Genomic DNA, 13,134 nt, shown 5'->3' with positions numbered 1-13,134 from the left:
CAAGGATGTGGATGCCTCCGCCGACGCAGTTCTCTCGCGACGACGTCGGCACCCCTACGGCGACGGCTGCCGCAGCGTGACACATACTCCCACCCGATTAGGCCCTGGGGCCGACGAGGACGCGGGCGCGGGCGTGTCCCGCCAGCCAGGCGGCCATCTCACGCACCTCCTCGGCAGTGACGGCGCTCAGGCGCCGCAGGTTCTCCTCCATGGAGCGCAGGCGGCCGGTGACGACCTCGCCGCGGCCCAGGCGCCCCATGCGCGCAAGGGAGTCCTCTCCCCCGAGCACCATGGCGCCGCGCAGCTGGCCGCGGGCGCGCCGCAACTCGCGCTCACTCACGCCGTCGGCCGCGAGCCTCTCGAACTCCCCGACCATGACAGCGCACACCTCGTCCACGTTGCTCGGGGCGCAGCCGGCGTAGAGCCCGAAGGCCCCGGCACCGGCGTGGGAGACGTCGAAGGCGTAGGTGGTGTAGGCCAGGCCGCGCTTCTCGCGCACCTCCTGGAACAGACGAGAGGACATGCCTCCGCCCAGGATGGTGGTGAGCACGCTCATCGCCCAGCGCCTCTCGTCGAGCACGGCGATGCCCTGGCAGGTCAGGTACAGGTGGGTCTGCTCGCCCTCACGGGAGACGGTGATGTCGTGGACGTCCAGCGGCGTGAAGGGCTCGACCTCGAAACGGCGCTCCCGGGGGGCGGCGTCGGCCGAGGCATCCCACCCGGCGGCGGCCAGATCGGCGGCCACCCGCTCGCAGACCTCGTCGTGGTCCACGGCGCCGGCAGCCGCCACCACGAGGGAGTCGGAGGCGTAGGTGCGCCTGTAGTGCTCCCACACGGCGTCGCGCGGCACGGCGATGACAGTCTCGTTGGTGCCGCCGATGGGCCGGCCCAGCGGCGTGTCCTCGCCGAAGGCGGCACGGGCGAATGCCTCCTGGGCGACGTCGGCCGGGTCGTCGGCGGCGTCGGCGAGCTCGGAGACGATGACGCCGCGCTCGGTCTCAACGTCGGTCGGTTCCAGGAGGGAGGAGGTCACCATGTCGGCGAGTACATCGAGTGCCTCCATGGCGTCGGGGGCGAGCACGCGGGCGTAGTAGGAGGTGTGCTCCTTGGAGGTGGCGGCGTTGGACTCGCCGCCGATCATGTCGAAGGCCTCGGCGATGTCGTGGGCGTCGCGCGTGGCGGTGCCCTTGAACAGCAGGTGCTCCAGGAAGTGGGTGGAGCCCTCCTGGCCCGCGGCCTCATCACGGGACCCGACGCCGAACCACATGCCGATCGACGCCGAGCGCAGACCCGGCACGGACTCGGTGATGACGCGCACACCACCGGGCAGAATCGAACGGCGCAGCACGGCGCTGTCGTCGGTCAAGCGCAACTCGGTGCCGGGAGCGCCCGCAGTACCGCGCAGGAGATCGGCCTCGGCGTAGCTGGTGGCCCTGCTCCCGAGGGCGCCAGCGGTGGAGGGGGACGGGTTGGTCACCGGATGAGCCTAACGGGCCCGGCGCCGTCACCGGTACCGGGGCGGAGCCCCCTCACCGACGGGGTGGCGCCCCGCCGCCCCACCGGGCACGCGGACGGGCGCGACGTGCTCTCCCGGCGCCCCGGACCGATCTCGACGCGGAACTCGACCGATCTCGACGGAGGAGACGGGGCGGCGGGGCCGGGCCGCCTCGCAGCGTCCCGGCCCCGCCGGCATCAGCGCGCGGTCGCCCGTCGCTCACTCCTCCTCGGAGGACTCGACCGTGCGGGTGCGGCGCCGTCGCGGGCGGCGCTCACGACGCTCGCCATCGCCGTCCGAGCGCTCGGTGCGCTCGGCGCGCTCGCGACGCGGGCGACGCTCGCGACGCTCCCCACTCCCGCCGCCGGAGTGCGAGTGCGCCGCCTTGTTCTCGGCCTCGGCGGCCAGCTGCTCGTCGGACAGGACGGCGTGCAGACTCAGCTTGCCGCGCTGGTCGATCTCGGCCAGCTCGACCTGAACCTTGTCGCCGACGCCCAGGACGTCCTCCACGTTCTCCACGCGCTTGCCGCCCACCAGACGGCGGATCTGCGAGACGTGCAGCAGACCGTCCTTGCCCGGGGTCAGGGAGACGAAGGCGCCGAAGGTCGTCGTCTTGACGACGGTGCCCACGAAGCGCTCGCCGATCTCCGGCATCTGCGGGTTGGCGATGGCGTTGACGGCGTCACGGGCGGCCTCGGCGGACGGGCCGTCGGAGGCGCCGATGTAGACGGTGCCGTCGTCCTCCACCGTGAGGTCCGCGCCGGTGTCCTCCTGGATCTGGTTGATCATCTTGCCCTTGGGGCCGATGACCTCGCCGATCTTGTCCACGGGGATGCGCACGGCCAGGACGCGCGGCGCGGTCGATGCCATCTCGTCGGGGCCGTCGATGGCCTGAGCCAGGACGTCGAGGATGAACAGACGGGCGTCACGGGCCTGCCCGAGCGCGCCGGCGAGGATCTCCGAGGGCAGCCCGTCGAGCTTGGTGTCGAGCTGGAGGGCCGTGATGAAGTCACGGGTGCCGGCGACCTTGAAGTCCATGTCGCCGAAGGCGTCCTCCGATCCGAGGATGTCGGTCAGCGTGGCCCACGTGGTCTCGCCGTCGATCTCCTCGTGCATGAGGCCCATGGCGATGCCCGCCACCGGGGCGCGCAGCGGCACGCCCGCGTTGAGCAGCGACAGCGTCGAGGCGCACACGGAGCCCATGGACGTCGACCCGTTGGAGCCGAGGGCCTCGGAGACCTGGCGGATGGCGTAGGGGAAGTCGTCGCGGCTGGGCAGCACCGGCACGAGCGCGCGCTCGGCCAGGGCCCCGTGGCCGATCTCGCGGCGCTTGGGAGCGCCCACCCGACCGGTCTCACCGGTGGAGAAGGGCGGGAAGACGTACTGGTGCATGTAGCGCTTGTGCGTGATCGGGGAGAGGTCGTCGATCTGCTGCTCCATGCGCAGCATGTTGAGCGTGGTGACGCCCAGGATCTGGGTCTCGCCGCGCTCGAAGACGGCCGACCCGTGAACGCGGGGCAGAACCTCCACCTCGGCCGCCAGCGTGCGGATGTCCTTCGTGCCGCGGCCGTCCATGCGCACGCCCTCGGTCAGGGTGCGGTGACGCACCAGCTTCTTGGTCACGGACCTGAAGGCGGCCTTGAGCGCCTTGGCGTCCTCCTCGGCCCCGAACCGCTCGGCCAGCTCGGCGAGGACCCCCTCGCGCACGGCGTCGATGGCCTGGTCGCGGGCCTGCTTGCCCTCGGTGGCGATGGCGCCGGCCAGATCGTGCGTCTCCGCGGCCCTCTCCACGGCGTCGTACTGCTCGTCGGTGTAGTCCAGGTAGAGCGGGAACTCGGCGGTGGGCTTCGAGGCGCGGGCGGCGACCTCCATCTGAGCCTCGCACAGCGCCTTGATGTGCGGCTTGGCGGCCTCCAGGGCCTCGGCGACGACGGCCTCGGTGGGGGCCGTGGCACCGGTGGCGATGAGGTTCCAGGCGTTCTCGGTGGCACCGGCCTCGACCATCATGATGGCGACGTCGCCGGACTCCAGGACCCGGCCCGCCACCACCATGTTGAAGGTAGCGCGCTCGAGCTCGGAGTAGCGGGGGAAGGCCACCCACTGGCCGTCGATGAGGGCCAGGCGGGTGCCCGCGACGGGCCCCGAGAAGGGTAGGCCCGCGATCTGGGTGGACATGGAGGCCGCGTTGATGGCCAGGACGTCGTAGGCGTCGTCGGGATCGATGGCCAGGATCGTCTCGATGACCTGGACCTCGTTGCGCAGCCCCTTGACGAAGGAGGGGCGCAGCGGGCGGTCGATGAGTCGGCAGGCGAGGATGGCGGAAGTGCCGGCTCGGCCCTCGCGGCGGAAGAAGGATCCGGGGATGCGCCCGGCGGCGTACTGGCGCTCCTCCACGTCGACGGTGAGCGGGAAGAAGTCGAACTGGTCCTTGGGGTGCTTGCCCACGGTCGTGGCGGACAGGATGGCCGTCTCGCCGTCGAGATAGGCCATGGCGCTTCCGGCCGCCTGCTTGGCGAGGCGGCCGGTCTCGAAGCGGACCACGCGCTTGCCGAAGGCACCGTTGTCGATCACTGCCTCGGCGGCGGTGACCTCGGGGTCGTCAATGAACATCTGCGATGCGTCTCTTTCTCAGGTTTCCTCTGGGGCCGGAGCGCGGTCTTCGATCGAGGCCCACGGAACAGAGCAGTCGCGCCGCGACCGACGCGCGCCGTTCCGGAGGCCACCACCGAAAACCGACGGCTCCTGCCGTCCGGGGCCGGGCTTGTCCCCGGGTCCCGGGCCCGCGCCGATGAGGCGGCGTCGCTCCGACGCCGGTCCTTGCCGGTCCTCAGCATGCATCCGACCCGGGAATCACGGGCGCGCGCACACGTGCGGGCGCGATGATCCTACCGTGGAGGTGTCGGCCTCAACGCGTCCCCGCCCCCGTGTCGGCGTGAGATGGGACGCGCGACGCGCCCCACGAGTCCCCGGAGGGCCGGGGCCCGCGGGGCCCGCCCGAGGCTCTCGTCCCGCGGCCCGCGCCCGGGGTGAGGGCGGCGGCAGCGGCGGCGGGCGAGTGCCGTCCCGCGGCCCGCGCCCGGGGCCGGCAGGCCACCGCGCCGTCGCGCGGGCGAGGCGCAGCGCCCACGCGCCGCGTCCGGCACCCCGGCACCCCGGCACCAGGGACCTTCGGGCCTGCCCCCCGGGCCGCCTCGCATGTGATCGTGGACATGCCGGATGGGCGCCGCCGTCACGACCGCACCGACTCGCGGCGACTCGCACCGGCCGCACCGATCACGCCGGACCGCACCGGCACCGTCCGTTCGAGGAGCACCCGTCATGACCCACCGCATGATCTTCAACCAGACCGGCCACTTCGGCCGCGGCGCCGTCTCCGCCATCCCCGCGGAGATCACCGGCCGGGGCCTGAGCAGGGCCTTCATCGTCACCGACCCGGTCCTGGCGGGCAATGGGACGGCGACCCGCATCACCGACCTCCTCGACGGCGCCGGCATCGGCTGGGATCTCTTCTCCGACGTCGTCCCCAACCCGCCCATCGAGAAGGTCCAGGCGGGTCTGGCCGCCTTCCGCGCATCCGGCGCCGAGATCCTCATCGGCCTGGGCGGCGGGTCCCCGCAGGACACCTGCAAGGCCATCTCGGTCATCGCCACCAACCCCGAGTTCGAGGACGTCCTGAGCCTGGAGGGCGTGTCGCCCACGAAGAACCCGGGCGTGCCGATCATCGGCGTGCCCACGACCGCCGGGACCGCATCGGAGACCACGATCAACTACGTCATCACCGACACCGCGAACAGGCGCAAGTTCGTGTGCGTGGACCCGCACGACATCCCGGTGGTCGCCGTCGTCGACCCCGACCTGATGGACGCCATGCCCCGCTCCCTCAAGGTCGCCACCGGCCTGGACGCCCTGACTCACGCCATCGAGGGCTACATCACACCCGGCGCCTGGGAGCTGAGCGACGCCCTGTGCCTGCGCTCCATCCGGATGATCGCGACGAACCTGCGCAAGGCGGCCGACGGCGACGCCGACGCCGTCGAGGCGATGGGACTGGCCGCCTACATCAACGGCATGGCCTACTCCAACGTCGGTCTCGGCCTGGTCCACGGCATGGCCCACCCGCTGGGCGGGCGCTACGGCGCGCCCCACGGAGTGGCCAACGGCATCCTGCTCGCGCCGGTCATGGCCTACAACGCGGAGTTCACCGGGGAGAAGTACCGCGACATCGCCGAGGCCTTCGGTGCCGAGGGGGCCCGAACCATGCCGCTGGCCGATGCCCGCGCCGCCGCCGTCGAGGCCGTCGCGACCCTGACGACCGACCTCGGCAACCCCACGCGGATCTCGGAGATCGGCGTGGACGCCTCGGGCGTCGCCGCCCTGGCCGAGGACGCCTTCAACGACGTGTGCACCCCGGGCAACCCGCGGCCGGCGACCCGGGAGGACATCGAGGCCCTCTACCGCTCGCTGCTCTGAGACTGAGCGCGGGGGCGGGCCCGTCGATGACGCTCCGCTCCCGCATGCGGCGGCGGGACCGGAGCGCACCGGATCGTGCGGCGCAGTCCCGACGAGGACTCGAAGGAAACCCTCGGGAGGAGCGGGGACGCCGGCCTCAGCGGCGAATGCCGAGACGGGAGATCAGCGAGCGGTAGCGCCCGATGTCCTCCTCCATGAGGTAGTCGAGGAGGCGACGGCGCTTACCGATGAGCAGATAGAGGCCCCGGCGCGAGTGGTGGTCGTGCGTGTGGGTCTTGAAGTGCTCGGTGAGATTGGAGATGCGCTCCGACAGGATGGCGACCTGGACCTCCGGGGAGCCCGTGTCCCCCTCGTGAGTGGCGTACTCGGCGATGAGCTCCTGCTTGCGCTTGGCGGAAATCGACACGACGGCTCCTGATCCTCGTTGCGCGGAGCGCCGGGGCTGGTTCTCCCGGGCATGACTCGTCCGCGGCCGGTCGACGGCCCGCCAACACTACCAGTCCCCACCGGCACCCACACCCGCACCGGGCCGTGCGGCCCGTGGGCTCGCGCACACGACCCGCGGGCGGCCGGCGCCGCCGTCGAGCCGCGACCGCGGAGACCCCGCCGTTATAATCCGCAGTGTGCTCGGGGCGGCTGGAGACGGGCCCGCCCGTCGCCGTGCGCCCCGCACGAGCCGTTCCCGCCCACTCTCGCGCCGCAGCCAGGAGCCCCGGCGGACAAGGAAGGACCCATGTCACGTCGCCCGCCACGTCGCCCCCTCCTCATCGGAGGCCTCTCCCTCCTCATCATCGCCGCCCTGATCACGGCGACGTCGGTCCTCCAGCGCACGACCTCGCGGCCCTCCGCGACCGGCTCCTCGCCCGCCCCGACGCCCGACGTCACCCCGTCGGCCGATACGGCCCCGGCCGCGACGCAGTGCAGTCGCACGCTCAGCGGGACCCGGACGCTCGACATCGACTTCGACGGAACCACCTACCCCGTCCGGGTGCACGTCCCCGAGGCGTCCGATCCGGAGACGCCCCTGCCCCTGGTCCTGGACCTGCACGGCTCGGACTCGAACGGCTTCTTCCAGGCCAGCATCTCCGACCTGGACGCCGTCGCCGACTCCGACGAGACCGGCTTCATCGTGGCGCAGCCGTCCGCGGCGATCGCGACGGAGTCGAGCAGTCCGCTGGCCGACGGGAACTGGGCCTGGAACGTCCCGGGCGTTCCCACCACCGCCGGCCGGCTGCCGCCGGAGGACGCGCGCGACGACGTCGACTTCCTGGCCGCCGTCATCGAGGAGCTCACCGCTCAGGGCTGCGCGGATCCCCAGCGCGTCTACGTCACCGGTTTCTCCGGCGGCGGCCGCATGGCCTCCGCCCTCGCCTGCGCCCGCCCCGACCTCGTCGCCGCCATCGCACCGGTGGCGGGCCTGCGCGCGGGTCGGGCGAGCGAGGAGGACCCCACCGTCATCGACACGACCACCTGCGCCTCCGCCCAGGGCGTGTCGGTCATGACGTTCCACGGAACGGCCGATCTCGTCAACCCCTACAGGGGCGACAACGACCCGCGGTGGGGCTACGACGTCGCCACCGCCGTCCAGAGGTGGGCCGATCTCGACGAGTGCACGGGGACGACGACCGAGCAGATCAGCGAGCACGTCGAGCGCACCGCCCACCAGGGCTGCAGCCGGGGCGCGGACGTCGTGGCCTACACGATCGCCGGCGGCGGGCACACCTGGCCGGGGACCTCGGCCGACCTGAGCGCCCTGGGAACCACGACTCGGGAGATCAGCGCCTCCGAGCTGATGTGGGAGTTCTTCGCCGAGCACCCCAAGGGCTGACGACGGGCTGACGACCGCTCTCGGTCGGCCGGCCCCATCAGCCGGCCGTGACGTCCTCCGGGCGGATCGGCTCGGGAACCGGGACGGCCAGGACGTGAGCGGTGTCGATGACGTCCTGGCGCATCTGGACCAGCAGCGGCTCCAGGCCGTCGAAGGCGAGCATGGGGCGCAGCAGCTCGACGAGCTCGATGGCGACGACCTCCCCGTACAGGTCGAGATCGCCGCGCCCCAGCACGTGCGCCTCGACGGTGCGCTGGGGGACGTCGTCGAAAGTCGGGTTGGTGCCGATGGAGATCGCGGCCGGCAACCGCTCCTCGCGCGGCGCGCGGTCCCGCGGGTCGGAGAGGGCCCCGGCGCCGGACGAGCGCACGAGCCATCCGGCGTAGACGCCGTCGGGCGGGACCACGCCCGCACTGGCGGCGTCGAGATTGGCCGTGGGGAAGCCCAGCTCGCGACCGCGCCGCAGCCCGTGGACGACGGTGCCGCGCAGACGATGGGTGCGCCCCAGGACCTCGGCGGCCCCGCGCATGTCACCCGCCCTGAGGAGCTCGCGCACCCAGGTGGACGACCAGCGGCGCCCCGAGGGGGAGCGCACGTCGGCGACGATCTCCACGGCCAGGCCGTCGGCACGACCTATCCGCCCCAGTCTCGCCGCATCACCGCTATTACCGCGCCCGAAGCGCACGTCGTCGCCCACGACGACCGCCCGCGCCCCGAGCAGCTCCTCGAGCCAGGTGCGCACGAACTCCTCGGGGCCCTGGTCGGCGAAGTCGAGGGTGTAGGGGATCACGAGGACGGCGTCCAGGCCGGTGGCCGCCAGGGCCGTGAGCCGGTCCGCCAGGGAGGCGACCATGGGCAGGTGGGCCTCGGGGTGGTGAACCAGCACCGGGTGCGGGTCGAAGGTCACGGCCACCGCCAACGGCCCGGCGCCCCCCGCCCGGCGGGCCCGCTCGACAACCCGGCTCAGGATCGCCTGATGCCCGCGGTGCACGCCGTCGAAGACGCCGATGGTCACCACGCTGCCCGGCCCACCAGGCGCACTCAGACTCGCGGGCACCTGCTCGGCGCCGTACCAGACCTCCACTGCGGGCAATCCTGTTCTCGATCCACTCGGCGGAACGACCACCGATCTTGCGGGTCAACACTGCCACGAGCGGACCGCGCCGCGCGAGCCGCCGCCCGCGGGTCCCTCTCGCAACGGATCAGCGGCGACGGCATCACCGGGGTGCGAGCCGCCCGCGGGTCCCTCCCCCCTCGTCCCGGTCGAGCCGGGCGGCGCCCGACCGGGGGCCCGGGGCGTCCGGGTTGACCGCCCTCGGCGGAGGAGGCTACCCTCGAACTAGACCGACGGTCGGTCGGGTCATGTCCCATATCGCCCCGTCCGCCTCTCGGCGTCCATCAGCCCATCCACCCCGGAGCCCGGCACGGGCCCGCTCGACACATCGCGAGGAGCCATGGCCCCCAACACACGCACACCAGTTCCCCGGCGACCCGCCGGATCGCCTTCGGAGGACCGCGTCGTCACCGGCGAGGCGGATCGGACGGCGCGCCGCGCCGCTGCCGCGCACGTCGCCCAGACCCCACCGGGACTCGCGTCCGGTCCTGCGACGTCGCCCCGAGGCGGTGAGCGATGAAGCACCTCCACCTGCTGCTGATCGGCACGCTCGTCAACTCCGTGGGCAGCGGGCTGACCGCCTTCGGCCTGGCCGTCTTCGCCTACTCCGCCTACGGGACGGCCTCAGCCGTGGCCCTGGTCCAGCTGTGCGCCTTCGCCCCGATCATCCTCCTGGCCCCGGTGGCCGGAGCCCTGGCGGACCACTTCGACCGCAGGCTCATGATGATCATCGGCGACGGCGGATCCGTGCTCGGGCTGGTCGCCATCATCCTGGTGCTGAGCACGCCCTCGCCCCGGCTCGCTCACATCCTGGCGGGCGTGGCGGCCTCCTCCTGCCTGGCGGCCCTGACCGAGCCCGCGCTGCGCGCCTCCGTCACCGACCTGGTCGATGAGGAGGACTACCTGCGCAGCGCCGGCATGCTGCAGGCCGCCTCCTCCGCACGCTACCTGCTGTCCCCGCTGCTGGCCGGTCTTCTGCTGTCCCTGGTGGGACTGCGGGGCCTTTTGGCCCTGGACGCCTCCACCTGCCTGGTGACCGTGACCTGCTCGATCATCGTCATGCGCGCCGTCGGGCGCCGGAGCGCCGGCGAGCGGGGCGCCGCCTCCCCGGCCGACCATCTCCTGGGCGGCTGGCGCGCCGTCACGGCGCGTCCCGGCGTGAGAGGTCTCGTGGCCCTCATGACCTTCGTGACCCTGACCATCGGCACGCTGCAGGTGCTGCTCAAGCCGATCCTGCTCCCCCACGTGGGCACGACCACCATGGGCCAGGTGGAGACCGCGGCGGCCACCGGCATCCTGGCCGGCGCCGGCCTGGTGACCGCCCTGGCGCGCCTGCGCCCCACGACGCTGCTGACCCTGGGGACGGCGGGCGCGGGCGCGGCCATGGTGCTCCTGGCCCTGCGCGTATGGCCCTGGTGGGCCGCGGTCACGGGATTCGCCGTCTTCGCCAGCCTGGCCCTGTGCAACGCCGGAGCCGAGACCCTGGTGCGCATGAGCGTGGACGGGGACTATCAGGCCCGGGCCTGGGGGACGATCAGCCTCATCTCCCAGCTGGGGTACGTCGTCGCCTATGTGAGCGCCGGGCCCCTGGCCGACCGCGTCCTCCAGCCGCTCCTGACGTCCGACGGCGCGCTGGCCCACGGCCTGGGAGCGGTCATGGGCACCGGGACGGGGCGCGGCGCGGCTCTGCTGGTGGCCCTGGCGGGCCTGGTCACCATCGGACTGGCCGCCGTCATCCACTCGCGGCGCCGGTCCTTGACCCCTCCCTCCCCCGCCGGTGGACGGGAATCCCCGCAGGCGGAGACCCGGACCGGGACGAGTGGTCCCCGGTCAGCAGCGCTTGCGGAGCGGGCGGAGCGAACGGGGCGCGCGACACGGTCGACCGCGAGGGCCGTCCCGTGCTGACTCGACTCCTCAGGGCCGACCTGGCGCGCGGCGCCGTCGTCGCCGCCACCCTGACCGCCCTCGTCGCACTGGCCGCCACGCTGATGTCGGCCGGCACCTCCCTCATCGTGGACAGCCTGTCGGCGACCAGCCGGCTCTCCACGCGGGCCGAGCTGCCGGACCTGGTCCAGATGCACACCGGGCAGGTCGATCGCGGAGCCATCGACCGGTGGGCCGCCGCGCGCGACGACGTCACCGATCACGAGGTCATCAAGACTCTGCCGGTACCGCGCCAGGAGCTCTCGATCAACGGAGTCGTCCAGTCCGACTCCTACAGCGAGCCCGCCTTCGTCACCTCCCCCGAGCACCTCGACCTGCTGCTGGATGACAACGGCGACCCGGTCCACCCGGGACCGGGCGAGGTGTTCCTGCCGATCCACTACCGGGCCATCGGAGCGGCGGACGTCGGGGACGCGGTCACCGTGAGCGCCGGGGGGACGAGGACCGAGCTGACGGTGGCGGGCTTCATGCGGGACGCGCAGATGAACGCCGCCATCATCCCCTCCAAGCGCCTGGTGATCAGCCCCGAGGACTTCTCCGCCCTGGAGCAGCAGATCACCGAGCCCGAGTACCTCATCGAATTCGCCCTGGCCGACTCCGCCCGTCCCGGCGCCGTCATCGACGACTACAAGGAGGCGGGCCTGCCCAGCAACGGCATCAACGTCAGCGCCTCGATGATCCAGTTCATGAATTCCCTGAACGCCATGCTCATCGTGGCCGTCGCCCTCATCGTCGCGGTCGTCCTCGCGGTCGTCGCCATGCTCGCCCTGCGCTACACGGTGCTGGCGGCCATCGAGACGGACCTGGCCCAGATCGCGGTGCTCAAGGCCATCGGCGCCCCGCAGAGCCGGATACGCCGCCTCTACGTGCTCAAGTACCTGGCGCTGTCAGCGGTGGGCGCCGTCGTGGGCTACGCGGCGGGACAGCCGCTGGCAGCGGCGCTGGAGGCGCCGACGACGCTCTACCTGGGCTCACCCCCCACCACCGTCTGGAGCCTGGGACTGCCCGTCCTGACGGTCCTGGTGCTGGCCGCGGCCGTCATCGCCTCCACGTGGGCCTCCCTGCGGCGCATCGGGCGCATCTCGGCGATCGAGGCCCTGCGCAGCGGGACCAGCGGGACTCTGCGCCCGCGCCGCCGGCGGTGGCGGCTGACCGGTGTGCGCCGGCTCCCGGTCCAGGTGTGGCTCGGGGCGCGCGAGGCCCTGCGCCCCTCCAACGCGCTGCTGCTGGGCGTCCTGGCGCTGTGCACCGTCACCATGGTGCTGCCGGCCAACGTCTCCACCACCTTGAGCGACCCGCAGATCGCCACCTACCTGGGCGTCGGCCAGGCTGATCTGCGCATCGACGTGCGCACCGGGGTCCAGGACCTGGCCGCCGTGGAGAGGGCGGTCGACTCCGACCCCCGTGTCAGCCGGCACGCCACCGTGCTGCGCCGCAACTACAAGATGGCCACGAGCAGCGGCACGTGGGAGACGGTGCTCATCGACATCGGCGACCACGAGGCCTTCCCCATGAGGTACATCTCCGGTCATGGCCCCGCCTCCGACGACGAGGTCTCCCTGTCCTACAGCCAGGCCCGGGCCGTCGGCGCCGAGGAGGGCTCCACCGTCACCGTGCAGACGGCGCAGGGGAACAGGGACCTCACGGTCACGGGCGTCTACCAGGACATCACCAACAACGGGCTGACCGCCAAGGCCACTTTCGACGACGGCGCCCCGGCGCTGTGGCAGATCATCTACGCCGATGTGCACAGCGAGGACCAGGCCGACGTCGTCGCCCACGACCTGAGCCAGGAGTTCGCGGGAGTCCAGGCGATCGGCATGAACGAGTACGCCTCCCAGTTCTTCGGGGCCACCGGCTCCCAGGTCCGTCTCATCACCATCATGGCCTGCGCCATCGCGCTGGGGCTGTCCTTCCTCATCACAATCCTGTTCACCGTCCTGATCCTGTCCCGGGAGAGACTCCAGGTGGGGGTGCTGCGGGCCTTGGGCTGCACCGGACGCGCCATCGCGGGCCAGTACCTCGTCCGTTTCGGCGCGCTCGCCCTGACGGGAGTCGCGCTGGGGCTCCTGGGAACCTTCACGGTGGGGCAGTCCGCGATCGGGGCGGTCATGGCCACCCGGGGAGCGCCCGACCTCCAGCTCCTCCCCGACCCGTGGCTGGTGGGAGTGATCCTGCCAGGAGCACTGCTGGCCACCGTCACCGGCGCCGTCGCCCTGGCCCTCAGACGTCTGCGCGCCATGCCCCTGTCCACGACCCCGACCAGCGAATGAGGAAAGATCA

Annotated in this window: 8 protein-coding genes; 4 read left to right on the top strand and 4 right to left on the bottom strand. The window is 72.5% G+C overall.

All coding sequences use genetic code 11. The features are described 5' to 3' along the window. Positions 1–97: 97 nt before the first annotated feature. Entirely contained in the window at positions 98–1,477 is a 1,380-nt protein-coding gene (locus G448_RS0101110; RefSeq protein WP_026406468.1) for a M16 family metallopeptidase, read from the bottom strand. Between the two features lie 237 nt (positions 1,478–1,714). Beyond that, positions 1,715–4,105, bottom strand: a complete 2,391-nt coding sequence (locus tag G448_RS0101105) for a polyribonucleotide nucleotidyltransferase (RefSeq protein WP_026406467.1) — start codon at positions 4,103–4,105, stop codon at positions 1,715–1,717. Positions 4,106–4,813: 708 nt separating this feature from the next. Between G448_RS0101105 and fucO the strand changes: the two genes are divergently transcribed. Continuing rightward, entirely contained in the window at positions 4,814–5,965 is a 1,152-nt protein-coding gene (fucO, locus tag G448_RS0101100) for a lactaldehyde reductase (RefSeq protein WP_026406466.1), read from the top strand. Positions 5,966–6,101: 136 nt separating this feature from the next. On the opposite strand, the gene rpsO is transcribed toward fucO, so the two are convergent. Continuing rightward, complete coding sequence (gene rpsO / locus G448_RS0101095) at positions 6,102–6,371, bottom strand: 30S ribosomal protein S15 (RefSeq protein ID WP_026406465.1); 270 nt, start codon at positions 6,369–6,371, stop codon at positions 6,102–6,104. Positions 6,372–6,698: 327 nt separating this feature from the next. Here rpsO and G448_RS0101090 point away from each other — a divergent pair, with 327 nt between their 5' ends. Continuing rightward, positions 6,699–7,793, top strand: a complete 1,095-nt coding sequence (locus G448_RS0101090) for an extracellular catalytic domain type 1 short-chain-length polyhydroxyalkanoate depolymerase (RefSeq protein WP_026406464.1) — start codon at positions 6,699–6,701, stop codon at positions 7,791–7,793. A 37-nt stretch (positions 7,794–7,830) separates the two neighbouring features. Here G448_RS0101090 and G448_RS0101085 read toward each other — a convergent pair whose 3' ends face one another. After that, positions 7,831–8,877 carry a bifunctional riboflavin kinase/FAD synthetase gene (locus G448_RS0101085; RefSeq protein ID WP_026406463.1) on the bottom strand — a complete coding sequence of 349 codons (1,047 nt, stop codon included), beginning with the start codon at positions 8,875–8,877 and terminating at the stop codon, positions 7,831–7,833. A 546-nt stretch (positions 8,878–9,423) separates the two neighbouring features. Between G448_RS0101085 and G448_RS14625 the strand changes: the two genes are divergently transcribed. Together G448_RS14625 and G448_RS0101075 are read left to right on the top strand one after the other, a co-directional pair. Next, positions 9,424–10,812 carry an MFS transporter gene (locus G448_RS14625; RefSeq protein ID WP_084436186.1) on the top strand — a complete coding sequence of 463 codons (1,389 nt, stop codon included), beginning with the start codon at positions 9,424–9,426 and terminating at the stop codon, positions 10,810–10,812. Then, the gene (locus tag G448_RS0101075) at positions 10,806–13,124 is read left to right on the top strand and encodes an FtsX-like permease family protein (RefSeq protein ID WP_026406462.1); all 2,319 of its coding nucleotides are present in this window, start codon (positions 10,806–10,808) and stop codon (positions 13,122–13,124) included. The genes G448_RS14625 and G448_RS0101075 overlap by 7 nt, the downstream gene beginning before the upstream one ends. Positions 13,125–13,134: the final 10 nt, after the last annotated feature.

It is taken from the genome of Actinomyces gerencseriae DSM 6844 (assembly GCF_000429265.1).
Taxonomy (GTDB): Bacteria; Actinomycetota; Actinomycetes; order Actinomycetales; family Actinomycetaceae; genus Actinomyces; species Actinomyces gerencseriae.
This window is presented reverse-complemented; position numbering and strand designations above follow the sequence as displayed.